General features: G+C 71.2%; 21 protein-coding genes and 1 pseudogene. 1 reads left to right on the top strand and 21 read right to left on the bottom strand.

The window, feature by feature from the left end; genetic code table 11:
• Window positions 1-43: 43 nt before the first annotated feature.
• The 19 genes and pseudogenes from ACIBW9_RS16165 to ACIBW9_RS16075 form a co-directional block, all read right to left on the bottom strand.
• Window positions 44-698: pseudogene (locus tag ACIBW9_RS16165) on the bottom strand (aldehyde dehydrogenase family protein); the annotation flags it as partial.
• 157 nt (window positions 699-855) lie between these two features.
• Window positions 856-1887: a sugar phosphate isomerase/epimerase family protein gene (locus tag ACIBW9_RS16160; RefSeq protein WP_398955379.1), complete on the bottom strand. Its 1032-nt coding sequence runs from the start codon at window positions 1885-1887 to the stop codon at window positions 856-858.
• 60 nt (window positions 1888-1947) lie between these two features.
• Window positions 1948-3345, bottom strand: a complete 1398-nt coding sequence (locus ACIBW9_RS16155; protein ID WP_398955377.1) for a nucleotide pyrophosphatase/phosphodiesterase family protein — start codon at window positions 3343-3345, stop codon at window positions 1948-1950.
• Complete coding sequence (eboE, locus tag ACIBW9_RS16150; protein WP_398955375.1) at window positions 3342-4511, bottom strand: metabolite traffic protein EboE; 1170 nt, start codon at window positions 4509-4511, stop codon at window positions 3342-3344. Before eboE ends, ACIBW9_RS16155 begins: the two co-directional genes overlap by 4 nt.
• Window positions 4512-4514: 3 nt before the next feature.
• A complete protein-coding gene (locus ACIBW9_RS16145) occupies window positions 4515-5363 on the bottom strand; it encodes a TatD family hydrolase (protein WP_398955373.1) in 849 nt (282 codons plus the stop codon).
• On the bottom strand, window positions 5363-6088 hold the full coding sequence (locus ACIBW9_RS16140) for an EboA domain-containing protein (protein ID WP_398955371.1): 726 nt from the start codon (window positions 6086-6088) through the stop codon (window positions 5363-5365). Before ACIBW9_RS16140 ends, ACIBW9_RS16145 begins: the two co-directional genes overlap by 1 nt.
• Window positions 6085-7029: a sugar phosphate isomerase/epimerase family protein gene (locus ACIBW9_RS16135; protein ID WP_398955370.1), complete on the bottom strand. Its 945-nt coding sequence runs from the start codon at window positions 7027-7029 to the stop codon at window positions 6085-6087. Before ACIBW9_RS16135 ends, ACIBW9_RS16140 begins: the two co-directional genes overlap by 4 nt.
• Window positions 7026-7202, bottom strand: a complete 177-nt coding sequence (locus ACIBW9_RS16130) for a hypothetical protein (RefSeq protein ID WP_398955368.1) — start codon at window positions 7200-7202, stop codon at window positions 7026-7028. Before ACIBW9_RS16130 ends, ACIBW9_RS16135 begins: the two co-directional genes overlap by 4 nt.
• The gene (locus tag ACIBW9_RS16125; protein WP_398955366.1) at window positions 7199-7375 is read right to left on the bottom strand and encodes a hypothetical protein; all 177 of its coding nucleotides are present in this window, start codon (window positions 7373-7375) and stop codon (window positions 7199-7201) included. The genes ACIBW9_RS16130 and ACIBW9_RS16125 overlap by 4 nt, the downstream gene beginning before the upstream one ends.
• A complete protein-coding gene (locus ACIBW9_RS16120; RefSeq protein WP_398955364.1) occupies window positions 7372-8742 on the bottom strand; it encodes an SCO3242 family prenyltransferase in 1371 nt (456 codons plus the stop codon). Before ACIBW9_RS16120 ends, ACIBW9_RS16125 begins: the two co-directional genes overlap by 4 nt.
• Window positions 8739-10037 (bottom strand): inositol-3-phosphate synthase, encoded by a 1299-nt coding sequence (locus ACIBW9_RS16115; protein ID WP_398955361.1) that lies wholly within the window; start codon window positions 10035-10037, stop codon window positions 8739-8741. The genes ACIBW9_RS16120 and ACIBW9_RS16115 overlap by 4 nt, the downstream gene beginning before the upstream one ends.
• Window positions 10038-10131: 94 nt before the next feature.
• Window positions 10132-11478, bottom strand: coding sequence for a ThuA domain-containing protein (locus ACIBW9_RS16110; RefSeq protein ID WP_398955358.1), 1347 nt, complete (start codon window positions 11476-11478; stop codon window positions 10132-10134).
• A gap of 14 nt (window positions 11479-11492) precedes the next feature.
• Entirely contained in the window at window positions 11493-13997 is a 2505-nt protein-coding gene (locus ACIBW9_RS16105; protein WP_398955356.1) for a PQQ-dependent sugar dehydrogenase, read from the bottom strand.
• A gap of 95 nt (window positions 13998-14092) precedes the next feature.
• Window positions 14093-15097: a sugar phosphate isomerase/epimerase family protein gene (locus tag ACIBW9_RS16100; RefSeq protein ID WP_398955354.1), complete on the bottom strand. Its 1005-nt coding sequence runs from the start codon at window positions 15095-15097 to the stop codon at window positions 14093-14095.
• Between the two features lie 14 nt (window positions 15098-15111).
• Entirely contained in the window at window positions 15112-16320 is a 1209-nt protein-coding gene (locus ACIBW9_RS16095; protein WP_398955352.1) for a Gfo/Idh/MocA family protein, read from the bottom strand.
• Window positions 16321-16695: 375 nt separating this feature from the next.
• Window positions 16696-17736, bottom strand: a complete 1041-nt coding sequence (locus ACIBW9_RS16090; protein WP_398955350.1) for a substrate-binding domain-containing protein — start codon at window positions 17734-17736, stop codon at window positions 16696-16698.
• 17 nt (window positions 17737-17753) lie between these two features.
• Complete coding sequence (locus ACIBW9_RS16085; RefSeq protein ID WP_398955348.1) at window positions 17754-18773, bottom strand: ABC transporter permease; 1020 nt, start codon at window positions 18771-18773, stop codon at window positions 17754-17756.
• Window positions 18770-20287 carry a sugar ABC transporter ATP-binding protein gene (locus ACIBW9_RS16080; protein ID WP_398955346.1) on the bottom strand — a complete coding sequence of 506 codons (1518 nt, stop codon included), beginning with the start codon at window positions 20285-20287 and terminating at the stop codon, window positions 18770-18772. Before ACIBW9_RS16080 ends, ACIBW9_RS16085 begins: the two co-directional genes overlap by 4 nt.
• 109 nt (window positions 20288-20396) lie before the next feature.
• Window positions 20397-21578 (bottom strand): ROK family transcriptional regulator, encoded by a 1182-nt coding sequence (locus ACIBW9_RS16075; RefSeq protein WP_398955344.1) that lies wholly within the window; start codon window positions 21576-21578, stop codon window positions 20397-20399.
• Between the two features lie 221 nt (window positions 21579-21799).
• Between ACIBW9_RS16075 and ACIBW9_RS16070 the strand changes: the two genes are divergently transcribed.
• Entirely contained in the window at window positions 21800-22969 is a 1170-nt protein-coding gene (locus ACIBW9_RS16070) for a low temperature requirement protein A (RefSeq protein WP_398955342.1), read from the top strand.
• 72 nt (window positions 22970-23041) lie between these two features.
• Here ACIBW9_RS16070 and ACIBW9_RS16065 read toward each other — a convergent pair whose 3' ends face one another.
• Window positions 23042-23716, bottom strand: coding sequence for a GntR family transcriptional regulator (locus ACIBW9_RS16065; protein ID WP_398955340.1), 675 nt, complete (start codon window positions 23714-23716; stop codon window positions 23042-23044).
• A gap of 138 nt (window positions 23717-23854) precedes the next feature.
• On the bottom strand, window positions 23855-24793 hold the full coding sequence (locus ACIBW9_RS16060) for a beta-ketoacyl-ACP synthase III (protein ID WP_398955338.1): 939 nt from the start codon (window positions 24791-24793) through the stop codon (window positions 23855-23857).
• Window positions 24794-24887: the final 94 nt, after the last annotated feature.

Raw genomic sequence — 24887 nt, 5'->3', positions numbered from 1 at the left:
CCCCGGATGGCGCTTCGGAGCGAGGACGCCACCCGGCCCGCTGTCACGGCACGAGGTGGTAGTCCGGGAAGTTCCCCGGCAGTCGCTCTCCCGCCGGGCCCTGGGTCATGGCGCGCACCAGCAGTTCGCCGCCGAACGAAAACGCCGCGCCAGGACGCGCCGAAGCCGCCGAACAGTTCGGCGCGGTCACCGCGGGAGCGCGGCTTGCCGTGGCCGACCTTGAAGGCCCGGATCTGCGGGGCGAGCCGGTCGAAGGTCGCCCTGCCGTCCGTGGACGAGGTGGCCACCAGCGCGCCGTTGGACGCGTTCATCGCTGCCGGCAGCTCCGCCTCCGTGTCGACCAGGACGATGCCGTCGACCGGACCGAACGGTTCCGCATGGTGCAGGGGTGAGGACGGCGGCGGGTTGAGGAGCGTCACCGGATGGACGTACGCCGAGGTCTCCTGGCCGGGCAGGAACCGGCCGCCGGCCTCGTTGCCGCGGTGCAGCGGGACCGCTCCCCGGTCGATGGCCTCGGCGACCTGGTCGCGCAGTTCCTTGGCCTTGGCCGCCTTGATGACCGGTCCGAAGTCCAGCTGCGGATACGGGTCGTCATCGTGCTCGACCGCCAGCGGGTATCCCACCTTGAGCATGCGCACCGCCGGGAGGTACGCCGTCAGGAACTCGTCGAACAGCTGCCGCTGGACGACGAAGCTGGCGCTCGCGCTGCTGCTGCGGCAGCCTGGGCGCAGCAGCTCGGATGCGCTGACTCCGCAACCGCAGCCCGCAGGCTGACGGTTGACGGCACGCGCGCGTGAGGCGGCCCTCCCCGGGATTGCGGGGAGGGCCGCCTCACGCCCGTGCCGATTGTCTGCGTCAGCACTTCTCGCGTAGTGAGTGCAGATACGCGCTGGAGCGGCGCGCGAAGGTGAACGACTCGGTCGGCTGGTCGTGTTCGGTCTGCCAGTGGTGGGCGAGGCGCTCGCCGCGCAGCCGGGTCACGGCAGCGATGAAGCGCTGGTAGTCGATGTCGCCGTCACCGACGTCGACCATCCGGTAGCCGAACTGGTTGGAGGGGTCGCTCACGCCGTCCTTGACGTGGAAGAGCGGGTAGCGGTGGGGCTGCTTGAGAACGTAGTCGAGGGGTTCGAAGGGGGCGGGGCTGCCGTCGGGCCGCTTCGAGAAGCGGAACTGGCCCGCGTAGGCCCAGAAGATGTCCATCTCCAGGAACACCAGGTCGGGGTCGGTCTCGGCGAGCAGCACATCGTAGAGACGGACCTTGGGGTTGTCGGTGGCGAAACCGAACTCGTCGGAGTGGTTGTGCTGGTAGAACTTCATGCCGCGCGCCCTGGCCGCCGCGCCGTACGTGTTGAACTCCGCGGCGGCACGCTTCCAGGCGTCGACCGTGTTGCCGTAGCGGCCCGGGCCCGATGCGGTGCCGATGTGCTTGAGGCCGAGGGCCTGGGCGTCGTCGAGGACCTTGGTGAGGTTCTGGGCGAAGGTGTAGGCGCTCGGGTCGCTGGAGTAGTAGCCGACGTGGCTGCCGATCGGGTTCAGGCCGTGGTCCTTCGCCAGCCGCCTGAGCTGCGCGAGGGTGATGGGACCTGCGGAGCCCTGGGTGTATCCGGCGAACTCGACCTCGTCGTACCCGTACTTCTCCAGTTCGGCGAAGACGGGCGCGAAGCCCAGCGCGGAGACCTTGTCGCGCAGGCTGTACAGCTGGATGCCGAGCCGCCCGGGCGGCAGGACCGGACGTCCACCGGCGGCGGCAGATGTTCCGGCGGCGGTGGCGGGGGCCGTGGCGGCGCCCAGCAACGCGGCGGCGGTGGCGCCCGCGGCCACGCCGAGCATGCCTCGTCTACTGAGGCGGTGGGTGAGTTCGGGATCGGTCTGCGAGATGCGGCTCATGCCTGGAACTCCTCGGTGTCGGAGGGCGTTGTCAGAGGTGAGTGCTTCACTTGTGACCAGTCAGAAAAGACCGGCCAGTCGGAGCAGGAGTGACTTCACGTCGGTGGCCGCGAGGCGGTCACCGACAGCGCGGGGGGTGGAGCAGATGAGGAGCGGACCGTCGTCGTCGCTCGCAGGAAGGCGGCCGTGGCTGCCGCGAATAGGTGACGGATCCAGGGGCACGACCGCCATGCGGTAGCGCATGCCGAGTTTCTTGCGCGCCAGGGCGGCGGCCGCCTTGACCTTGACGTAGGGGTCGAGCGGATCCATGAACAGCTCTACCGGGTCGTAGCCGGGTTTGCGGTGGATCTCGACGAGCTGCGCGAAGTCGGGTGCGCGTTCGTCGTCGAGCCAGTAGTAGTACGTGAACCAGGCGTCCGGCTCCGCGACGGCGACCAGCTCGCCCGCGCGCGGATGGTCCAGATGGTGGGTCTTCTTGCCCTCGTCGTCGAGAAGTCGGTCCACGCCGGGCAGGTCGGCCAGGGCCGCCCGGGTGGCCTCGAGGTCCTCGGGCCGACGCACATAGACATGGGCGATCTGATGGTCGGCGACCGCGAACGCGCGGGAGGCCATCGGGTCGAGGTACTCCATGCCGTCCTGCGTGTGCACTTCGAGGAGGCCGGCGCGGCGCAGGACCCGGTTGATGTCGACGGGGCGGTCGGCGCGGGTGATGCCGTACTCGGACAGCGCGACGACGGTACGGCCCTCGGCGCGCGCCTCGTCCAGGAGCGGGGCCGTGGCGGCGTCCAGGTCGGCGGCCGCTTTCAGGGAGCGCGGGTCGTCGGGGCCGAAGCGCTGCAGGTCGTAGTCCAGATGGGGGAGGTAGCAGAGCGTCAGGTCGGGGTGGCGGGTGCGCAGGATGTGCCGGGTGGCGTCGATGATCCACCGGCTGGAGACCAGGTTCGCGCCGGGACCCCAGAAGTGGAAGAGGGGGAAGGTGCCGAATTTGTCGGTGAGTTCGTCGTGCAGGGCCGGGGGCCGGGTGTAGCAGTCGGGTTCCTTGCGGCCGTCGGCGTAGTAGACGGGACGGGGGGTGACGGTGATGTCCGTGTCGGCGCCCATGGCGTACCACCAGCAGATATTGGCGACCGTGTAGCCGGGGTGAGCGCGGCGGGCGGCGTCCCAGAGTTTGTCTCCGGCGACGAGTCCGTTGTGCTGCCGCCACAGGAGTACGTCGCCGAGCTCGCGGAAGTACCAGCCGTTGCCGACGATGCCGTGCTCGGACGGGTGGGTGCCGGTGAGGAAGGTGGACTGGGCGGCGCAGGTGACGGCGGGCAGGACGGTGCCGAGCGCGGCCCGGGAGCCGGACTGGGCGAGCGCTTTGAGGTGGGGCATGTGGTCGAGGAGACGGGGGGTGAGACCGACGACATCGAGGACGAGGAGGGGTGTCGGGTCCGGGCCGGGCCGGTGGGTGCTCATGGGAGTTCCTTCAGGCCGAGGTCCGTCAATAGATCGCGGGCAAGGGTGAGTTCGGCGGCGATGCCGTCGGCGAGCTGGGTACGGCCGCGGGGTCGCAGGTCGGGCGGCAGGGCCTGCCAGGTGTAGGTCTCCACTTCGAGGTGGCGGGTGAGCGGGTGCGGGCCGCCCACGAGCCGGGTCAGTGCGGTCTTGAGCACGGGGAGCGTGGAGGTGAGGGGCGCGGCGGGGGCCGCGTGCAGCGGGACGTGGAAGTGGGCGCGCCAGGGTGCCGCGTCGGGCAGGGCGCCGGCTTCGAGAGCCTCGCCCAGGTCGTCGGTTCCGCGCAGGCCGGCGGCGGTGGCGGTGCGGGTCTGGTGCAGGAAACGGGGTTCGTCGAAGGCGGCGAGGGCTGCGCGGACCTCGGAGAGACGGGGGTGCTGGGCATGCAGGGCGGCTGAGAGCTGGGACTTGACGATGGGGACGCGAGCCGTGGTGAGCGCGTCCAGGGCGGTGTGCGGGTCTTCGAAAGAGGTGGCGAGGTGGCAGGTGTCGACGCAGATGCCGATGCGGTGGTGGGCGATCACGGTGAGCGGTGCGAGGGCGTCGCCGGTGGTTTCGATGACGCAGCCCGGTTCGGGTTCGAGGCCGACGCGGACGGAACGGCCGGTCAGTTCGGCGAGGGCGTCGAGGCGTTCGCCGAGCGTGCGGAGGGCTGCTTGGGCCTTCGCTGCGCGGGTGTCGTCATAGGCGGTGCGCCAGGCGAGCGGCAGGGTCGAGATGGTGCCCTCGGTGATGTCGTCGGGGAGGAGTCCGGCGAGGACCCGGGCCAGGGCGGTGGTGTGGTCGAGTCGTTCCGGATCGGCCCAGTCGGGCCGGTAGACGCGGTACTTGACCTCCTCGGCGCCGAAGCCCTCATAGGGGAAGCCGTTGAGGGTGACGACTTCGAGGCCCCGCCGGTCGAGTTCGGTGCGCAGGCCGCGCAGCGCGGACGGATCACTGACCAGGGCGTGCGCGGCGTCCTTGGCGAGCCACAGGCCGATGCCGAGCCGGTCGCGGCCGACGCGGCGGCGCACCGGTTCGCAGTGCTCACGAAGCTGCGCGAGGACGCCGTCGAGGGTTTCGGCGGGGTGGACGTTGGTGCAGTAGGCGAGGTGGACGGTAGAGCCGTCGGGATGGCGGAAGCGCATGGCTCACGCACCGCCACGCAGGATCGAGTTGCCTTCGTGGGTGGCTTCCGTGGCCGTGATGTCGAGGTTCAGGCGGCCACTGAGTCCGTAGAAGGCGACGGGGTTGCGCCACAGCACCCGGTCGACCTCGTCCTCGGTGAACCCCTCGGCCAGCATCAGGTCGCCGACTCTGCGGGTCTTGAGGGGGTCGCTGCGGCCCCAGTCGGCGGCGGAGTTCACGAGCACCTGCTCGGTCCCGTACGCCCGCAGGATCGCGACCATCCGCTCCTCGTCCATCTTGGTGTCGGGATAGACGGAGAAGCCGAGCCAACTCCCGCTGTCCTTGGCGGCCTTGACGGTGGTCTCGTTGAGGTGGTCGACCAGGACGCGGTCCGGGGCCAGTGCGGACTCCCGTACGACGTCGAGGGTGCGGCGCAGGCCGGCCGGCTTGTCGCGGTGCGGGGTGTGGACGAGCGCGGGCAGTTCGTGGTCGGCGGCGAGCTGGAGCTGGGCTGCGAGGGCGGTGTCCTCGGCGGGGGTCATCGAGTCGTAGCCGATCTCACCGACGGCCACCACCTGGTCCTTGACGAGATAGCGGGGCAGTTCGTCGAGGACGGGCACACAGCGCGGGTCGTTCGCCTCCTTGGGGTTGAGGGCGAGCGTGCAGTGGTGGGCGATGCCGTACTGGGCGGCGCGGAAGGGCTCCCAGCCCAGCAGGGAGTCGAAGTAGTCGACGAAGGAGGCGGGTGAGGTGCGGGGCTGGCCGAGCCAGAAGGCGGGTTCGACGACGGCGCGGACGCCGGCGGCGTGCATGGCCTGGTAGTCGTCGGTGGTCCGTGACGTCATGTGGATGTGGGGGTCGAAGATGCGCATCAGGATTCCTTGCCGTCGCTGCCGCGGGCGCCCGGTGGGGCGGAGTGCGCTGGTGGGGTGGCGGTGGGGTCGGTCAGGGTCAGGACGCGGTACAGGTCTTCGGGCACGGGACGGCCCGCGGCGGTGCGTTCGGCGGCGTAGTCAGCGAGCATGCGAGCGAGTTCCGAGTCGGCGTGGGCGCGCCGGTCCAGGTCGGTGACCTCGTCCACGGGCACGCCGGTGAACAGGCACTTCAGTACGGCGTGACGCCAGGGGTGGGGGGCGAGGTGCCGGGCTGCGTAGGGGCCGACTGCGGCGGCGAGGAGCCTGGTGTCGTTGGTGCGCAGGGCGTCCTCGACGAGCGGCAGGGCGTCCGGGCCTGTGACGCGGTGGGGCAAGGCGTACAGGACGGCGCGGCGTTCGGCGGCGGTGCCCTGGAAGTACACGCGGGTGAGGGCGTCCGTGCCGGCACGGGCGGTGTGCAGGATCAGCACACGGGCGGCGTCGGCGTGTTCGGGACCGCATCGTCGCCCCGCTTCGGCAAGGCGCAACTCCCATACGGAGATGGGCCCATGGATGCCCGGCCGGCCGGCGGCCTCGTCGAGGGCCTGGTCCAGCCAGGCGCGTGCGGCTCCGCCGAGGTGGGCCGTGAGGTGGCCGTGCAGGTCGGCCGGCGAGGCGAGGGCGAGGGCGGTGCCCCTGAGGTCTGTCGCGGGGGTGTCCCAGGCGGTGTGCGGGTGCGTCATGCGGTGGTGCTCCCTTCGGGGGTGGCGGAGGCCGTTTCGGCCGCGCGGTGGAGGAAGGGGAGGGAGTGCTCGGCGAAGTGAGGGCCCGCGTGGGAGTGGCGGGGCAGTTCGACGACGGTCAGCCCCTGGTAGCCGGTGGCGGCCAGGGCCGCGAGGACGGGCGGGAAGTCGATCTCCCCGTCTCCGAGAGGGAGGTGTTCATGGATGCCGCGGCGCATGTCCTCGATCTGGACGTGCCGCAGCCAGGGGGCGGCTGCGCGTACGCAGTCGGCGGGAGAGAGGGGTTCGAGGCACTGGCAGTGACCGATGTCGAGGGTCAGACCGAGGTTCTCCGGGTCACCGAGGACGCGGCGCAGCCGGTGGAAGTCGGCCAGGGTCGCCAGCAGATGGCCCGGTTCGGGCTCGACGGCGAGGGGCACGCCGGCGACGGCGGCGGCGTCGAGGACGGGGGCGAGCGCCTCGGCCAGGCGTTTCCACGCCGTGTCGGTGTCCGTCTCCTCCGGGAGGAGTCCGCTGAAGCAGTGCACGGCGTGTGCGCCGAGATCGGCGGCGACCTGGACCGCGCGGATCAGCAGGCCGACGCGCCGGGCCCGGTCGTCCGGATCGGGGTCCAGCAGCGAAGGGCCGTGCTTGTGCCGCGGGTCGAGCACATAGCGGGCACCCGTCTCCACGGTGACGTCCAGCCCGAGCGCGTCCAGTCTCCGGGCGAGCCGCTGGGTGCGGGCGGCGAGGTCGGGCGCCAGCGGGTCGAGGTGCATGTGGTCGAGGGTCAGCCCGACGCCGTCGTAGCCGAGGTCGGCGAGCAGGGCGAGGGCGTCGTCGAGACGGAGGTCGGCGAGCCCGTTGGTGCCGTAGCCGAAACGGAGGGAGGGGGCGGGGTGGTGACGCGGGGGGCGGTCGGCCGCCTCGCCGGCACCCGGGCGCCAGGATCCGGGGCTCATGTGAGGCTCACCTTCCTCCCCAACCTCCTGCCGAGCAGGGCGAGGGCGTCGTCGAGACGGAGGTCGGCGAGCCCGTTGGTGCCGTAGCCGAAACGGAGGGAGGCGGCGGGGCGGGGCCGCCGTGGGCGGTCGGTCGCCTCGCCGGCACCCGGGCGCCAGGATCCGGGGCTCATGTGAGGCTCACCTTCCTCCCGAACCTCCTGCCGAGCAGGGCGAGGGCGTCGTCGAGACGGAGGTCGGCGAGCCCGTTGGTGCCGTAGCCGAAACGGAGGGAGGGGGCGGGGCGGGGCCGCCGTGGGCGGTCGGTCGCCTCGCCGGGACCCTGGCGCCAGGACCCGGGGCTCATGTGAGGCTCACCTTCCTCCCGAACCTCCCGCCCAGCGGGGCGAGGGCAGCGACGAGCAGGGCGGTGGTGCCGGCGCCGGAGCGGGCGGTGAGCGCGGCCTGGAGGGGGATCGTGGCGCGGATGCCGCCGGTGACGGCTCGTTGGGTGAGTGGGGGTGACGGGTTGAGAGCGGCGTGGAAGTAGGGGCGGGCGGCGGTGGCTGCGTAGGCGGCGGCGAGAGCCAGGCGCAGGGCTACAGCAGTCGGTTGCTGCGCGGAGCCGTACGCTGACCGGCTCCGTGGGCCGACACCGGATGCGAGGCCGCTTGCGCGGCGCACGGCCGGGGCCCCGGGCAGAGTCGAGGCGACTTCGCATGCGCCGACGACGACCTGCGCCGCCAGCCGGCGCCAAGCGGGCACGGTCGCCGGAGCGTCGGTGATGCCTGGCACCGCCGGAATACCCGGCACAGGCTGCTCAGTTGCCGGCGACGCTGCGGGCACCCGATCGGCGCCGCCCGGCACGGCCAGAGCGCCCAGCACCCCACGCACCGCCGCATCCGACTCCACGGAGCCGCGCCCGCTCCTCCGGTGTCGCACCGTCGCGGTCGCGAAGCCGTCCGCGTGGGTGCCCGGCAGGACGCGGGCGGCTGTTTCCCGTCCGTCTCTCGAGGGGTGGAGAGGTCGGCGTGTGAGCAGCCGGGTCAGCAGTCCGGTGACCGCGAGGGCTGCCACCGGTGCCAGGGGTGAGCCGCCTCTCGTCTCCTGGCGGGACACGGTTGTCACGGCGAGGGTGTGTGTGGCGAGCAGTGCTGCGGGACCCAGCGCGTCACGGGTGCGGCCCGCGGTGGCGGCGGCGCCGAGGAGCAGGTCCAGTCCGCGGGCCGCGGCCATGGCGAGCGGTCCGGCCGGGGTGTGCTTCAGGGCGAGGTCGTACGCCCAGACCGTGGCCGCGAGGGGTGCGGCGACCGCGAGGGCGGGGCGGCCTGCGCGGGCGGCGAGGGTCAGGCCGACCCCCGTGAGGGCGCAGGCCGTGGTCAGGGCGGCGGCCGGGTGGATGCGGCCGGAGGGAAGGGGGCGGTGGGGGCGTTCGGCGGCATCCTCCTCACGGTCGGCCCAGTCGTTGAGGGCCATGCCGGCCTCGTACAGACAGAGGGAGGAACCGATGGCGAGCAGGGTGCGGGGGTCCGGGGCGGAGGCGGTCGCTGCCGCCCCCGCGAGGGCATCACCCGGAACGGTGAACAGCGCGGGGAGGCGCAACAGTTCGGCCCAGGCGAGCCTGCGGTTCGGGTGGTCGGCGCCGGTCCGCTCCCGGCGCGGTGCCGCTCCCCCCTCAGTGGCCCCGTCGTCGGCCTCGGAGCCCCGCCGTGTCATCACGGTGCCCCCGCTCACCGCGACTCCCCCAGTCGACCGGAGGATTCGTCAGCACCGGAACGGCCCGGACCGCCGCCCCGCGCACCCGCGCTCCGGCCCCTCGGCCCCTGGCCCTGACCACCCCGGTCAACCCAGGCACCCAGGTCACCCACGTCACCCAGGTCACGCCCTGTTTCCTCGCCCCCCGCTGCCCCCAACCGCCCCGCAAACCCCGTCAGCGCCGCATACTGCTCCGCCAGCGAAGAAGGCCCGTCCCCCACCGGGTCCTTGAAGTAGAAGCCGAGTTCACCGAGTGGGCCGGACAGACCCGCCTCCTGCGCCCGGGGGACCAGGCGAGCCAGGTCGAGGATCAGCGGGGCCGCCAGGGCCGAGTCGCAGCCCTGCCAGATGGTCTGGAGGATCATGCGGGTGCCGAGGAAGCCGTCGAAGGCGATGTGGTCCCAGGCGGTCTTCCAGTCGCCGAGGGCGGGGACGTCGTCGATGTGGACCTCCCCCTCGGGGGTCCTGCCGAGGGTGTCGGCGAGGACACGCTCCTTGCCGGCGTTCTTCGCCGCGGCGGCGGCCGGGTCGGCGAGGGCGGCGCCGTCGCCACCGCCGAGCAGGTTGGTGCCGGACCAGGCGCGTACCGCCAGGGCACGCTGCGTGAACATCGGGCCGAGGACGGAGCGCAGCAGGGTCTGGCCCGTCTTGCCGTCGCGGCCCGCGTACGGCAGGCCGCTGGAGGCCGCCGCGGTGACCAGCGCCGGGTGGTGCAGTCCGGTCGAGGGGGTGAAGTTGACGTACGGACAGCCCGCGCGCAGGGCCGCCGCCGCGTAGAGGGAGCTGGGCGGGAGAGCGCGGCCGGTGGCCGGGGGCTCGGTGGAGGCCACGTTCACCACCACGGCACGGGCCAGCCCGTACCTCCGTACAAAGTCGGTGATGTCCTCGGCGAAGGCGGTGATCAGTTCGTCCTCGGTGCGGGTGTCGCCGGGGAGCGGGCCGCCGGGTCTGATCTCCCGGTCGGCGGCGGCCAGTTCGGCCTGGACCGCTGCGGGAAGGCCCGGTGGGAGGACGCCCCCGGCCGCCAGTGCTTCCGCACGCTTGGGCAGCGGGCAGTCGAGTGTGTCGTGGCCGCCGAAGACGAGGGAGGACACGGGCGGCAGGCCGCTGCCCGCGAACGCGGCGGTCTCGGTGACCATGCCAGTCGGCGGGTGCAGGCCCGCGGTCACGGCGGCGCAGCCCGCGACCACCGTCGTGGCGACGGATCCGCGCGCCCCGATCAGCCATACACCCACGCGTTGCGGGAAGACGGGAAGGGATTCGGACGCGGACATGGGCAGCCTCCTTGTCGAACGCGTCGTGAGTGAGCCCCGCGAAGAGAGGGGAAAGACGGCGGGCGGAGGTCCGGCGTCCCCCGCCCGCCGCCGCTCAGTCGCCCTTGGCGGGCAGTTCCTTGATCCGGATGTCGCGGAAGGACACCTGGTCCTCGGCTCCGTGGTTCTGGATGCCGAGGTGTCCGTCGACGAGGCTCCGGGCCGGATCGGTGTTGGTGAAATCGTTGATCTTCACGCCGTTGAGCCAGACGCGGAGGCGTTCGCCCTCCACGCGGATCTCGTACGTGTTCCACTCCCCCGGCGGGTTCAGCGCACGGTCGCGCTTCTTCAGGTCGGCGGAGCGGAAGCCGTAGACGGCCCCGGTCGTCTTCTCGGGGACGTCGGTGGCGTCGATCTGGATCTCGTAGCCGTTGTCCACGGCCGACCACGGGTCGTCCGAGGGCGGGAAGCCCACGAACACGCCGGAGTTGTCGTCGCCGTCCGCGCCGGCCATCTTCCACTCGAGCTTCAGTGAGTACGAGGAGAAGCCCGAGGTGGCGTACCAGAGCAGGCCCATGCCGCCCGACGATGTCAGCGTGCCGTCGTCGGCCAGGGTGAAGGAGCCCGGGCCCGCCTGTTTCCAGCCGTTCAGCGAGGCGGCCGTGCCGTCGAAGAGCGGCCGGTAGCCGTTCTCCGCGCGGCAGTCCGCCTGGGCGTCACCGGTCGCCCAGCGCAGCCCGCCCAGCAGGTGTTGCCGGAAGGCGGGGTCGGTGTACGACTCCTTGGTGTGGCCGCCGCCCGTGTAGAAGGCGCGGCCGCCCTGGTAGTTCTGGCACCAGGCGATCGGATGGTCGCCGTTCATGGTGCCGCCGGTGTAGGAGGACTCGTCGAGCGAGGCCAGGACATGGACCCGGTCGCGGGGATTGGAGCGGTAGTTGTACCACTCGTCCGTACGGTTCCAGGTCCGTTCAAGGCCCGAGGTCGCAGGGTGGGCGCGGTCCTCGACGTTCACCGTCGCGGGCTGGATCGCCGGGTGCCCCTGGAAGTAGGCGCCGACCAGGCCGCCGTAGAACGCCCAGTCGTACTCGGTGTCGGCGGCGGCGTGGATGCCGACATAGCCGCCGCCGTGCCGGATGTAGTCCTCGAAGGCGCTCTGCTGGGCGTCTGCGAGGACGTCTCCGGTCGTCGACAGGAACACGACCGCGTCGTAGCGCCGCAGGTTCTTCGCGGTGAAGGCACCCGCGTCCTCGGTCGCGTCCACCGTGAGGCCGGCGTCGGCGCCGAGCTGTTTCACCGCCTCCACGCCCGTGGGGATCGAGTCGTGCCGGAAGCCGGCCGTCTTGGAGAAGACCAGCACCCGCTTCCCGTCCTTCCCGGAGTGCGCGGCGGCGGGCCCCGAGACACAGCCGAGGAGCAGTGCGGCACCCACAACGGCGGTTGTCAGTCGGCCTGTTGAGCGCATCACGTTCCCTTCTCTCAGCCGGTCGTGAGGGTGAAGTCGTCCACGTCGAACAGAGCACCCGTGCCGCCCTTGAAGACCAGGTAGAGCGTGGTGGTGCCCCTCGGGGCGCGGGACAGGTCGGCGCTGACGTCCTGGAAGGTCTCCCAGCCGCCGGTCACCGGGACGGTCGCGTTGCCGAGCAGCGTGCCGGTCGAGGAACCCGCGCGGACCTCCAGCGTCCCGCCGGCGCCTCCTGACGCGATCCGCGCCGTGATCTTCTTGGCGTTGCTCAGCACATACGGGGTGAAGGAGATCCAGTCGCCGTTGTCGATGTCGCCGACCGTCTTGCCGCCGTGCGCCGTGGCCTTGGTGATGACGGAGACTCCGGAGGCGTTGGTGAAGTGCTCGGCCTGGCGGTGCCTGGGCTGCAGGACGCTCTGGTCGTGCGAGGTGAGCGGGGCCTGGCCGCCGCCTCCGCCGTCGGTGTACTCGGCGTCGAGGACCCCGAAGATGTTGGCGTCCTCGTCGTGTCCGCCGTCCGCGCTGGTCTGGATGGTGCCGGTGCAGCCGCTCGCGGAGGTCTGCGGGTGGCCGTGGGTGTCATGGCCCAGGATGAAGTTGACCTTGACCTTCGAGCAGTCGACGGCCGTCCCGTCCTCCGGGTCGGTGACCCTCACCTTGAACGGGATCGCGTCACCGAAGCTGAACAGCTGCCCGTCCCGCGGGAGTTCGAGTGTCACCTTGGGCGCGGTGTTGCCCACGACGATCTGCACGCTCGCACTGCCTGTGCGGCCGCTCGGGTCCTTCGCGGTCAGGGTCGCGGTGTAGGTGCCGTTCTTCTTGTACTTGTACGTCGGGTTCGCCGCAGTCGACCTGCCGCCGTCGCCGAAGTCCCAGCTGTACGTCAGGGCGTCACCGTCCTGGTCGGCCGTGCCCGCGGAGGAGAACCGCACCTTCAGCGGTGCCTGCCCGGAGGTCCTGCTCGCCGCCGCCTGCGGAACCGGTGAGTGGCCGTCGGTGGCGTTCTCGATGCGGTACAGGGCCGAATGCTCGTCGCCGCCGAACCAGGCGGTGCCGTAGTCGAGGACGTACAGGGCGCCGTCCGGGCCGAAGGCCATGTCCATCACCTGGGTGCCGGTCCACGGGAAGGCGTTGATCGACTGGACGGTTCCGCTGCCGTCGCTGACGATCCGCTTGATCCAGCGGCGGCCGAACTCCCCGGCGAAGAAGTTCCCGTCGTACGCCTGGGGGAACTTCACGGGCGAGTCGAGCGTGGCGTCGTAGTGGTAGACCGGGCCGCCCATCGGGGACTCGGAGCCGTCGCCGAACTCCGGTACGGACGGGCCGTTGTACGGGATCCAGGCGGGCTGGGCCGGGGGCAGGTCCGTGAGTCCGGTGTTGTGCGGGGAGTTGTTCTTCGGTGCGTTGCAGTCGAAGGACGCGCCGGAGGTCTTGGTCGCGAAGTCGTGGTCGACGTAGGCGTCGTTGGCGCCGGTGCAGTACGGCCAGCCGAAGTTGCCGGGGCCGGTCACCCGGGCGAACTCGACCTGGCCGGCGGGGCCTCGACCCGGATCGGCTGCGCCCGCGTCGGGGCCGTAGTCGCCGACGTAGAGGATGCCGGTCTTCTTGTCGACGCTGAAGCGGAACGGGTTGCGGAAGCCCATGGCGTAGATCTCGGGGCGCGTCTTGTCGGTGCCGGGCGCGAAGAGGTTGCCGTCGGGGACGGTGTACGAGCCGTCGGCGTTCACCTTGATGCGCAGGATCTTGCCGCGCAGGTCGTTGGTGTTGCCGGCCGAGCGCTGGGCGTCGAAGGCCGGGTTGCGGTCGGCGCGCTCGTCGATCGGGGTGTAGCCGTCGGACTGGAAGGGGTTGGTGTCGTCGCCCGTCGACAGGTACAGGTTGCCGGCCGCGTCGAAGTCGATGTCGCCGCCGACATGGCAGCACAGGCCGCGGGAGGCCGGGATGTCGATGACCTTCTTCTCGCTGGCCGTGTCGAGGGTGCCGTCGGACTTCAGGACGAAGCGGGAGAGGCGGTTGACGCCGTCGAAGGGTGCGAAGTCGGCCGCGGTTCCGGTCTCCGGGGCATCGCCCGCGGGGGTGTTCAGCGGCGGTGCGTAGTAGAGGTAGATGGCCCGGTTGGTCGCGAAGTCCGGGTCCACGCCGACGCCTTGGAGGCCTTCCTCGTCGTGGGAGTAGACGTTCAGCCTGCCGATGAGCCGGGTGTTTCCGGCCGCGTCCGTGAGCCGGAGTTCGCCGTCGCGCGAGGTGTGCAGGACCGAGCGGTCCGGGAGGACGGCGAGGGACATGGGTTCGCCGACCTCCGCCTCGCCCTTGGCGAGGGTGACCTGCTGGAAGTCCTCCGCCGCCGCGGGCGCGGCTCCCGGGTCGGCGACGGCTGCGCCGGCCTGGGGAGCGGTGAGGGTCAGCGACGCGCCCGCCAGCAGCACGCCACTGAGCAGGGCGGCTGCCTTACGGAAGGACGGGCGTGATCTGTGGGTCTCGATTCTGTCGGTGCTGGTGGTGCGGTCGTTCCCGTGCACGAATGCCTCCAGTGAGGGGCCGGTTGTACGGGCGGGTGCGGTGCGCCGGGATGCGCCGTCATCCCGGAACTCACGGAAGAAAGAACGGAGTTGGGCTACTCGTTGCCGCCGAACGCCGCGTCGAAGGAGGCCGACGGCGGTTCGAAGTCGTAGGCCTTCAGACGGGTGAGGGCTTCTGGTGCGCCCTGGAGCCGGTCCATGCCGGCGTCCTCCCACTCCACGGAGATGGGACCCTGGTAGTCGATGGAGCGCAGCATCCGGAAGACGTCCTCCCAGGGGACGTCGCCGTGGCCGGCCGACACGAAGTCCCAGCCGCGGCGCGGGTCACCCCAGGGCAGGTGGGAGCCGAGGCGGCCGTTGCGGCCGTCGAGGCGTTTGCGGGCCTCCTTGCAGTCGACGTGGTAGATCCGGTCACGGAAGTCCCACAGGAAGCCGACCGGGTCGAGGTCCTGCCACACGAAGTGCGAGGGGTCGAAGTTCAGGCCGAAGGCCGGGCGTCCGCCAACCGCCTCCAGGGCGCGCCGGGTCGTCCAGTAGTCGTAGGCGATCTCGCTCGGGTGGACCTCGTGCGCGAACCGCACGCCCTCCTCGTCGAAGACGTCGAGGATCGGGTTCCAGCGCTCGGCGAAGTCCTCGTAGCCGCGCTCGATCATCGACTCCGGGGCGGGCGGGAACATGGCGACCAGGTGCCAGATGGCGGAGCCGGTGAAGCCGATGACGGTGTCGACGCCGAAGGCGGCCGCGGCGCGCGCGGTGTCCTTCAGGCGGTCGGCCGCGCGCCGCCGTACCCCTTCCGGGTCGCCGTCGCCCCACACCTCGGCCGGCAGGATGGCCCGGTGGCGTTCGTCGATGATGGCGTCGCAGACGGCCTGGCCGGCCAGATGGTTGGAGACGGCCCAGCACTTGAGGCCGTACTTGTCGAGCAGTTGCTTCCTGGACTCGATGTACGTCGAGTCCGCGAGTGCCTTGTCGACCTCGAAGTGGTCGCCCCAGCAGGCGAGTTCGAGGCCGTCGTAGCCGAAGTCGCGGGCGAGACGGCAGACCTCCTCGATCGGGAGGTCGGCCCATTGTCCGGTGAAGAGCGTGAACTGTCGCGGCATGCGCGGGGGCCTCCTCAGACCGCTATGGGTGTGTAGACGGAGTTCTTCTCGGCGCTCTCCTCCACCGCGGCCAGTACGCGCTGCACCTGCAGCCCGTCGGCGAAGGAGGGTTCGGGCCGGCGGCCCTCGGCGATCGCATGGACGAGGTCGCGGGCCTGGTGGACGAAGGTGTGCTCGTAGCCGAGGCCGTGGCCCGGCGGCCACCAGGCGTCCAGGTAGGGATGGTCGGGTTCGGTGACGAGGATGCGGCGGAAGCCGGCGTGCACGCCGGGTTCCGTGGCGTCGTGGTACGACAGCTCGTTGAGGCGCTCCAGATCGAAGGCCAACGAACCGCGCTCGCCGTTGAGTTCGATGCGCAGGGCGTTCTTGCGGCCGGTGGCATAGCGTGTCGCCTCGAAGGAGGCGAGGGCCCCGGAGGTGAAGCGGCCGGTGAACAGGGCGGCGTCGTCGACGGTGACCTGGCCCGTGCCGGCGGAGGCGACCGAGGACAGGCCACTGCTGGCGCCGACGGGCAGCGGCCGCTCCCGTACGAAGGTCTCCGTCAGGGCGGAGACCCCGGCCAGTTGCTCCCCCGCCAGATACTGCGCGAGGTCGACGATGTGCGCACCCAGGTCGCCGAGCGCGCCGGAGCCGGCCTGGTCCTTGCGCAGCCGCCAGGTGAGCGGGAACTGCGGGTCCACGAGCCAGTCCTGGAGGTAGGTCACCCGAAGGTGCCGCAGGGCGCCGAGCCTGCCCTCGGCGACCATCTTCCGGGCGAGCGCGGTGGCGGGCACCCGGCGGTAGTTGAAGCCGACCATCGCCAACTGGCCGCGGCCGTACGCCGCTTCGGCCGCCTCGGTCATCGCCGAGGCCTCCTCCACCGTGTTGGCGAGGGGCTTCTCGCACAGCACGTGCTTGCCGGCGGCGAGGGCGGCCAGGGCGATCTCGGCATGACTGTCGCCGGGGGTGCAGATGTCCACGAGGTCGATGTCGTCCCGGGCGATCAGGGCCCGCCAGTCGGTCTCGGCCGACGCCCAGCCGTGCCGGTCGGCCGCCGCGCGCACGGCCTCGGGGTCGCGTCCGCAGATCGCGGCCAGGACCGGGCGGCGGGGCAGCTCGAAGACGTGGCACGCGGTGCGCCAGCCCTGGGAGTGGGCGGCGCCCATGAACGCGTAGCCGACCATGCCTACGCGCAGCGGCGGCTTCGCGGCCTCCGGTCCGTCCGACTGCTGGGGCTGTCCCATACGGATGTCCTCCTCGTCCTCGTCGTGAATGCGCCGTGGGGGGTGCGGGGCGGGATCCGGCCCAGGTCCTGTCGGTTTGGATCAGCTCGGCGTCGCGAGGTCTGGCACGCACTCCTCCACAGCCTCAAGGGCGTGGGGGGACCTCCAGCGGCGTTGTCGTCACTCTCCCCCACTCTCGGCTTCGCTCGAGCGGGAGGGGCCCCATCGCTCCGCGTCGCCCGCCGCGGCCGCGGCTGATGTCACAACCTCCTCCGCCTTGCAGCTGCACGCTCCCCCACTCTCGGCTTCGCCCGAGCGGGGGGACCCCTCATGACCCTGCTCGAGGCGGCTGCAAGGCGCAGTTCCCAACGGCCGACCTGATCCAAACGACAGGGCCTAGCGGAAGCCGGTGGGCATGTACTGGTCGACGTTGTCCTTGTCGACGACGGCCGAGTACAGCGTCAGCGAGGCCGGGATCTCGAACTCGGCGAGACCGCTTATGCCCTTGCCCTGGCCGAGCGCGCGGGCCAGGTCGATCGCGGAGGCGGCCATCGTCGGCGGGTACAGGACGGTCGCCTTCAGCACGCCGTTGTCCTGCTTGATGGCCTGGAAGGCGGAGAGCGCGCCCGCGCCGCCGACCATCAGGAAGTCCTCGCGTCCGGCCTGCTCGATGGCGCGCAGCGCGCCCACACCCTGGTCGTCGTCGTGGTTCCACAGGGCGTCGAACTTGGGCTGCGCCTGCAGGAGTTGGGCCATCTTGGCCTGCCCGGACTCGACCGTGAACTCGGCGGCCTGACGGGCCACCTTCTTGATGTTGGGGTAGTTCTTCAGGGCGTCGTCGAAGCCCTGGGTGCGCTGCTTGGTCAGCTCCAGGTTGTCGAGGCCGGCCAGCTCGATGACCTTGGCGTTCGACTTGCCCTTGAGCTTCTCGCCGATGTAGGTGCCTGCATTGAGGCCCATGCCGTAGTTGTCGCCGCCGATCCAACAGCGGTACGCCTGCGGGGAGTTGAATATCCGGTCGAGGTTGACGACCGGGATGCCGGCGCGCATCGCCTTCAGGCCGACCTGGGTGAGGGCCTTGCCGTCGGCGGGCAGCACGACCAGGACGTCGACCTTCTTGTTGATCAGGGTCTCGATCTGGCCGATCTGGGCCGCGGTGTCGTTGGAGCCCTCGGTGATCTCCAGGGTGACGTCGGAGTACTTCTTGGCGCGGCTCTTGGCGTTGTCGTTGATGGCGTTGAGCCAGCCGTGGTCGGCCTGCGGTCCGGCGAACCCGATGGTGACGTGCTTGCCGGGCTTGTCGTCGGCGGCCGGCCGGTCGTCCGCGGCCGGGCTCTCGTCCTTGGACTCGTTACTCGTGCAACCTACGAGGAGGGCACCCGTGGACACGGCCGCGGCCCCGAACAACAGCCCTCTGCGACTGGTGAGTTGAGACATGTCAGTGAACCCTTTCCTCAGGTCGTGCTCGCGGTACGGCGCTGGACCAGCACGGCGGCGACGATGATCGCGCCCTTGGCGATCTGCTGGACGTCGCTCTGCAGGTTGTTCAGGGCGAAGATGTTGGTGATCGTGGTGAAGATCAGGACGCCGAGCACGGAGCCGGTGATGGTGCCCCGCCCTCCGCTGAGCAGCGTGCCGCCGATGATCGCGGCGGCGATCGCGTCCAGCTCGTACAGATTCCCGTTGGTGTTCTGGCCCGAGCCGGACAGGATGATCAGCAGGAAGGCGGCGATGCCGCAGCACAGCCCGGACAGCAGGTACAGATAGAGCCGTTGCCGCCGTACGTCGATGCCCGCGAGCCGGGCGGCCTCCGCGTTGCCGCCGACGGCGACCGTGCGCCGGCCGAAGGTGGTGCGGTTGAGGATCAGCCAGCCGATGATCGTCACGATCGCGAAGACGATGACGAGCGGGGGGACGCCGAGCACATAGGAGTCCCGCTCACCCAGGTCGAGGATGCCGGTGACGGTGACGATCTGCGTCTTGCCGTCGGTGATCTGCAGCGCCAGCCCGCGCGCCGAGGCCAGCATGGCGAGCGTGGCGATGAACGGGACCATTCCGCCGTACGCGACGAGCAGGCCGTTGACCAGGCCGCAGCCGAGGCCGACGAGCACCGCGGTGAAGAGGATGCCCGCGAAGCCGTACTCCTGGGTGGCCACCGTCGTCGCCCACACGGAGGACAGGGCGACGATCGCGCCGACCGAGAGGTCGATGCCGCCGGAGGTGATGACGAAGGTCATGCCGACGGTGACGACCCCGATCACCGAGGCCTGGGTGAGCACGAGTTGGAGGTTGCGGGTGTCGAGGAACTCGTCGGGCTTGGTGATCCCGCCGATCAGGACCAGCGCGGCGAGGACGCCCAGGAGGGAGAGGGTGCGGACGTCGGCTCGGGCCAACAGGCCACGCCAGCTGGACGCTTGGGCGACCGAGGGCACCTTGTCGGTGTTGTCCCGTGGCGGGGAGGCATGCTGCGTCATGACGCCGGGCTTCCTTCCATGACCAGGTCGAGTACGCGGTGTTCGTCGAGCTCGGGGGCGGGCGCCGTGTGGACGACGCGGCCCTCACGGAGCACCAGGACGCGGTCGGCGAGGCCGAGCACCTCGGGCACCTCGCTGGAGACCAGGAGGACGGCGAGGCCCTCGTCGGCCAGACGGCGGATCACCGCGTACAGCTCGGCGCGGGCGCCGACGTCGACGCCGCGGGTCGGTTCGTCGAGGAGCAGGACGCGACAGCCGCGCAGCAGCCAGCGCGCCAGTACGGCCTTCTGCTGGTTGCCGCCGGAGAGGGTGCGCACCGGCACGGCGGGGTTGTCGGGGCGCAGCGACAGTTCACGGGTGGCCGCCCGTGCCGCGCCCGCTTCCGCACGCCGGTCGATCCAGCCCGCGCGTGAGAAACGGGACATGGAGGAGACCGAGACGTTACGGGTGACGGACTCCAGCATCAGCAATGCCTGAGCCTTGCGTTCCTCGGGTGCGAGCCCGAGCCCGGCGCGCACGGCGGCCCGCACGCTGCCGGGCCGCAACGCCCTTCCGTCGACGCGGACTTGACCGGAGGTGGCCTTGCGGGCGCCGTAGATCGTCTCCAGGATCTCCGAGCGGCCCGAGCCGACCAGTCCGGCGAGACCGACGATCTCGCCCGGCCGCACCTCCAGGTCGAACGGCGCGAACTCCCCGTCCCGGGCGAGGCCCCGGACCTCCAGCACAGGCGTGCCGTCCGCGCCGGAGGCGGGCCGCTCGGGAAAGACGTACTCGACATTGCGCCCGGTCATCAACGCGACCACCTCGCGGGGCGGCGTCGACTTCGCCGGCAGTCCGCCCGCCACCGCACGCCCGTCCTTCAGCACGGTCACGCGATCGCCGATGCGCCGGATCTCCTCCAGACGGTGGGAGATGTAGACGACGGCGACGCCCTCGGCGGTCAGGTCGCCGACGATACGGAAGAGGTTGTCGACCTCGTCCGGGTCAAGGGCGGCGGACGGTTCGTCCATCACGATGAGCCGTACGTCGTGGGAGAGCGCCCTGGCCATCGACACGATCTGCTGCTGGGCCGCCGACAGCTCACCCACGAGCCGCGCCGGGTCGATCTCCGAGTGCCCAAGTCGCTTGAGCAGCCCGGCAGTTGATGCCCTGGCGGTCTTTCCGCGCACGACGAAACCGGCGGCCGTGGGTTCATGGCCGAGGTGGACGTTCTCAGCCACCGACAGATGCTCCACCAGGTCGAGTTCCTGGTAGATGGTGGCGATACCGAGGCGCATGGCGGCGATCGGCGAGCGGAGGGTGACCTCCTCACCGCGCCAGCGGATGGTGCCGCTGTCGGGCTGGTGGGCACCGGCCAGCACCTTGATCAGGGTGGACTTCCCGGCCCCGTTCTGGCCGAGCAGGCAGTGCACTTCACCGGCCTGGACGTCCAGGTCGACGCCGTCGAGGGCCCGGACTCCGGGGAACGACTTGGTGATGCCGGACATGCTGAGCAGCGGTGGTTCTGGTGCCATGAGGTCCCCTTGGCGGGCGTGCGGGCCGGTTTCAGGGCGTTTTCGGGCAGGCGCGTTCAGGGCAGGGCGAAGCAGGACGCCGTACTGGTGATCTTCTTGAGCGGGTTGGTTACGCAGGCGAGAAGAGGTGGTCGCTGATGAGCCCCGCCGCGCCGATGACGCCGGCGGTCGGGCCCAACTCGCCGAGGACGATGGGCAGGTTGCCCGTCGCGAGGGGCAGCGACTGACGGTAGACCTGGGTGCGGATGGCGGCGAGCAGCGTGTGGCCGAGGCCGGTCACCCCGCCGCCGATCACCACCAGACCGGGGTTGAAGAAGGAGACCAGGCCGGCGATGACCTGGCCGGTGCGGTTGCCGCCCTCGCGGATCAGATCGAGGGCGGTGGCGTCGCCCGCGGCGGCCGCGGCGGCGACGTCGATCGCGGTGAGCGTGCCGTTCGCCGCCAGCCGCGAGGCGAGTGCCTCGGACAGCCCCTGCTCGGCCGCCGCCGTGGCGTCCCGGGCGAGGGCCGCCCCGCTGAAGTGGGCTTCCAGACAGCCGCGGTTGCCGCAGGCGCACGGGCGGCCGTCGGGCACGGCCTGGATGTGCCCGATGTCGCCCGCGCTGCCCGTCACGCCGCGGTGGACCTCGCCGCCGGCGACGATGCCGCAGCCGATGCCGGTGCCGATCTTGACGCACAGGAAGTCGCCCACGGAGCGTGCGACGCCCGCGTGCTGCTCCCCCATCGCCATGAGGTTCACGTCGTTGTCGACCATGACCGGGCAGCCGAGTTCCTGGCTGAGCGCCTCCCGTACGGGGAAGCCGTCCCAGCCCGGCATGATCGGCGGAGCCACGGGCACGCCCTCTGGGAAGCGGACGGGTCCCGGGACGCCGATGCCGGCGCCGTCGAAACCCTCCGCGAGCCCCGAAGCCCTCAACTTCGCCGCCATGGACAGGACTTGCTCGAAGACCGCGACGGGGCCCTCGCGTACGTCCATGGGCTGGTTGAGGTGTCCGAGGATCTCCAGCTCGGCGTTGGTGACGGCGACGTCGACCGAGGTCGCGCCGATGTCGACGCCGAGGAAACGCAGGCCGGGTGCGAGCCTGATGTTGTGGGAGCGGCGGCCGCCGCGCGAGGCGGCGAGTCCGTCGGCCACGACCAGGCCCGTCTCCAGCAGCCGGTCCACCTCCACGGCCAGTTTGGACCGTGACAGATCGACCTGGTCACCGAGCTGCGCACGGGAGTTGGGTCCTCCGTCGCGCAACAGCTTGAGCAGCTTGGCCTGATGGGCGTTCGCGGGTCGTGCCGTCATGCGTCTCACGAGCCCCTCCCCGCCTCAATCGGCCACCAGTGTCCGGGCTTTCGAGGGGAACGTAGCAGCGCCTGCCGAACCTGGGAAGAAGCTGTGCACGGATTACTGCCGACTTTCTCCACTGACAGGACAAAGGAAAGTCGCGCGCCGCAGCCATGTCGGGCCCATACCATCTGGTCAACGCGCTCCAGGGGGAACGTGTGATCGATCCAGGGGGAGTCATGAACAGCGCAGTGGAGCAGGAGCCGGGTCGAAGAGTCACCACTCTCGAACTCTTCTTCGATCTGGTCTTCGTCTTCACCCTCACCCAGCTCACCGTGCTGCTCGCCGGCGACCTCACCTTCGCCACGGCGGGCCGGGTCGCACTGGTCTTCGTGGTGCTGTTCTGGATGTACGGCGCCTACGCGTACCTCACCAACCAGGTCCCGCCGGACCGCCCCTCCCGCCGGCTGCTGCTGATCCTGGGCATGGGCGCGTTCCTGGTGTGCGCCCTCGCCATCCCGCGCGTCTTCGACGACACCGGCGTGGTGTTCGGACTCGGCTTCCTCACGGTCGTGATCGTGCACACCGCGCTCTACACCCGCAGCCACGGGCGGGACTCGATCTGGTACGGAGTCCCGAACTCGGTGGCCGCGCTCGCCGTGACCGCGGCCGGATTCCTCGACGGCCTGGCGGCGGACGGCCTGTGGCTGCTCGTCCTCGTCCTGCAGTTCGTGACGCCGTTCTTCGCCGAGCACGGGCCGGGCAGGGCCGACGGACAGCGGTCGGCCGCCGAGATGCGCGCCCAGCTGGGCAGTCTGGACCCGGCGCACTTCGTGGAGCGCCACGGCCTGCTGCTGATCGTCGCGTTCGGTGAGTCCGTCATCGCGATCGGCACCGGAATCGGCCGACTGCCGCTCACTCCTGGCCTGGTGGGTGGCGCGTTCCTCTCGCTGGCCCTCGCGGTCGCGCTGTGGTGGACGTACTTCGTGCGGGACGAGGAGGCGGCCGAGGCGGCGTTCCGGGCCACGCCGGCACCGAGCCGGTGGCGGCTGGCGATGAACGCGTACTACTACTGCTTCCTGCCGATGCTGCTCGGCATCGCCTACCTGGCCGCGGGCCTGAAGAAGACGCTCGGCCATCTCACGGAACACCTGCACACGGGCCCGGCGCTGGCTCTCGCGGGTGGTGTGGCGCTCTTCCTCGCCGGGGACGTGGCGTTCCGCGCGGTCCTGCGCATGCACCCCTTGCGCTTCCGCGCCACGGCCGCACCCGTCGCCCTGGCGGCCACGCTCCTCGGCGTCCACGTCTCGGCGGTCGCCGAACTCTTCGCCCTGGTCGCGGTGTTGGTGACCATGCTGGCGGTCGAGGCACGGGAAGCCCGGCGCCCGACGGCCGCCGCCGTGTCCTGACCGGCGTACGTCCGTCCGCCTCGCGTTGGCCGAACTCCCCGCCGGGAACGCACCCGCTGCCCGGCCCGGCGGTCACTTCCCCCGGTCGTGGTACGACCGCCGGGTGTGCTCGGTGTGCTCACGCATCAGCTGGGTGGCCCGCTGTTCGTCGCGGCCTGCGATCGCGGCGATCAGTTCGCGGTGCTCGATCCAGGGCTGCTGTCCGCGCTGCCGGGCGACGGGTGTGTAGTACCAGCGCACGCGGCGGTCGACCTGGGCGGCGAGTTCGGCGAGGACCGCGTTGCCCGCGAGTTCCATGATCTTCGCGTGGAAGCGGGCGTTCATCGTGACGGCGCCGTCCAAGTCGTCCGCGGCGACGGCCTTCTCGCCCTCCGTGCACAGCTCCTCGAGCACCGAGATGCCGGCGCTGCCCGCGTTGGCGGCGGCGAGGCGGGCCGCCTCGGCCTCCAGCAGCGTGCGGACGGTGAGGAGCTGGTCGGCCTCCTCCTCCGTGGGCTCGTGCACGAACGCGCCCTGGGCGGGCCGCAGATCGACCCAGCCCTCGGTGTTCAGCCGCTGCAGCGCCTCCCGCACCGGCTGCCGGGACACGCCGAGGTGGCCTGCGAGTTCGCTCTCGACGAGGTGCTGGCCGGGTTGGAGCGCGCGCGTGGTGATCAGTTCGAGGAGCGCCTCGTACACGCGGTCGCGCAGCGGGCCGGGCCGTTCGAGCTTGGGTACCGCGCCCTGCGGCAGTCCTGTCGACAACATCGGTCGGTCCCCTCCTGAGCAGCGCGGAGCAACTGCAGCCGGAAAGCCACTATGGATTGTCTTTCGTCTACAGTCCACGGCGCACAGTGGCCAGGGGTACGGCGGGTCGAATGCGTCGCATCGGGCCGTACGCGCAGGTCACGGGCAGCGGACGACCTGACCGGCGTACGACAGGTTTCCGCCGAAGCCGAACAGCAGCACCGGGTCACCGGTGGAGAGGGCACCCTGCTCGACGAGCTTGGAGAAGGCGAGCGGAATGCTCGCCGCCGAGGTGTTCCCGGACTCGGCGACGTCCCGCGCGACGACCGCGTTGACCGCGCCGATCTTCTCGGCGAGGGGCTCGATGATCCGCAGGTTCGCCTGGTGCAGTACGACTCCGGCGAGGTCCTCGGGGGCGAGCCCGGCGCGCTCGCAGGCCTTGCGGGCGATGGGCGGCAGCTGGGTGGTGGCCCAGCGGTAGACGCTCTGCCCCTCCTGCGCGAAGCGCGCGGGCGTGCCCTCGATGCGTACCGCATGCCCCATTTCGGGCACGGAGCCCCAGAGCACGGGCCCGATGCCGGGCTCGTCGGCGGCTTCCACGACGGCGGCCCCCGCGCCGTCGCCGACGAGGACGCAGGTGGTGCGGTCGCTCCAGTCGGTCACGTCGGACATCTTGTCGGCACCGATGACCAGCGCACGCGTCGACGCACCCGCCCGGACCGCGTGGTCGGCGGTGGCGAGGGCGTGGGTGAACCCGGCGCACACCACGTTGACGTCCATCGCGGCGGGCGAGGGGATGCCGAGCCGGGCGGCGACCCGGGCGGCCATGTTGGGCGAACGGTCCACGGCGGTGGACGTGGCGACCAGGACCAGGTCGATGTCACCGGGCGCGAGACCGGCCGCCGCGAGCGCCTTGGCGGCGGCGTGGGCGGCCAGCTCGTCGACCGGCTCGTCGGGTCCGGCGATATGGCGTGTGCGGATGCCCACCCGGGACGTGATCCACTCGTCACTGGTGTCGACCAGGCCCGCCAGGTCCTCGTTGGTGAGCACCTTGGCGGGCTGGTAGTGGCCGACGGCGGCGATGCGCGAGCCGTTCATTGAGGTGGTCCCCCTCGTTGCCTCGGGTAGCGGGATCCACCAGTCTGATCAGTGACTCACGGGTACGACGGCAGCCAAGACGACAGGATTCGGG

This window comes from Streptomyces sp. NPDC049541, assembly GCF_044465725.1.
Taxonomy (GTDB): Bacteria; Actinomycetota; Actinomycetes; order Streptomycetales; family Streptomycetaceae; genus Streptomyces.
This window is presented reverse-complemented; position numbering and strand designations above follow the sequence as displayed.

Coding starts and splice junctions, on each gene's coding strand:
- ACIBW9_RS16160 (WP_398955379.1), bottom strand. CDS start 1,887: ATGAGCCGCATCTCGCAGACCGATCCCGAACTCACCCACCGCCTCAGT.
- ACIBW9_RS16155 (WP_398955377.1), bottom strand. CDS start 3,345: ATGAGCACCCACCGGCCCGGCCCGGACCCGACACCCCTCCTCGTCCTC.
- eboE (WP_398955375.1), bottom strand. CDS start 4,511: ATGCGCTTCCGCCATCCCGACGGCTCTACCGTCCACCTCGCCTACTGC.
- ACIBW9_RS16145 (WP_398955373.1), bottom strand. CDS start 5,363: ATGCGCATCTTCGACCCCCACATCCACATGACGTCACGGACCACCGAC.
- ACIBW9_RS16140 (WP_398955371.1), bottom strand. CDS start 6,088: ATGACGCACCCGCACACCGCCTGGGACACCCCCGCGACAGACCTCAGG.
- ACIBW9_RS16135 (WP_398955370.1), bottom strand. CDS start 7,029: ATGAGCCCCGGATCCTGGCGCCCGGGTGCCGGCGAGGCGGCCGACCGC.
- ACIBW9_RS16130 (WP_398955368.1), bottom strand. CDS start 7,202: ATGAGCCCCGGATCCTGGCGCCCGGGTGCCGGCGAGGCGACCGACCGC.
- ACIBW9_RS16125 (WP_398955366.1), bottom strand. CDS start 7,375: ATGAGCCCCGGGTCCTGGCGCCAGGGTCCCGGCGAGGCGACCGACCGC.
- ACIBW9_RS16115 (WP_398955361.1), bottom strand. CDS start 10,037: ATGTCCGCGTCCGAATCCCTTCCCGTCTTCCCGCAACGCGTGGGTGTA.
- ACIBW9_RS16110 (WP_398955358.1), bottom strand. CDS start 11,478: ATGCGCTCAACAGGCCGACTGACAACCGCCGTTGTGGGTGCCGCACTG.
- ACIBW9_RS16100 (WP_398955354.1), bottom strand. CDS start 15,097: ATGCCGCGACAGTTCACGCTCTTCACCGGACAATGGGCCGACCTCCCG.
- ACIBW9_RS16095 (WP_398955352.1), bottom strand. CDS start 16,320: ATGGGACAGCCCCAGCAGTCGGACGGACCGGAGGCCGCGAAGCCGCCG.
- ACIBW9_RS16090 (WP_398955350.1), bottom strand. CDS start 17,736: ATGTCTCAACTCACCAGTCGCAGAGGGCTGTTGTTCGGGGCCGCGGCC.
- ACIBW9_RS16085 (WP_398955348.1), bottom strand. CDS start 18,773: ATGACGCAGCATGCCTCCCCGCCACGGGACAACACCGACAAGGTGCCC.
- ACIBW9_RS16080 (WP_398955346.1), bottom strand. CDS start 20,287: ATGGCACCAGAACCACCGCTGCTCAGCATGTCCGGCATCACCAAGTCG.
- ACIBW9_RS16075 (WP_398955344.1), bottom strand. CDS start 21,578: ATGACGGCACGACCCGCGAACGCCCATCAGGCCAAGCTGCTCAAGCTG.
- ACIBW9_RS16070 (WP_398955342.1), top strand. CDS start 21,800: ATGAACAGCGCAGTGGAGCAGGAGCCGGGTCGAAGAGTCACCACTCTC.
- ACIBW9_RS16065 (WP_398955340.1), bottom strand. CDS start 23,716: ATGTTGTCGACAGGACTGCCGCAGGGCGCGGTACCCAAGCTCGAACGG.
- ACIBW9_RS16060 (WP_398955338.1), bottom strand. CDS start 24,793: ATGAACGGCTCGCGCATCGCCGCCGTCGGCCACTACCAGCCCGCCAAG.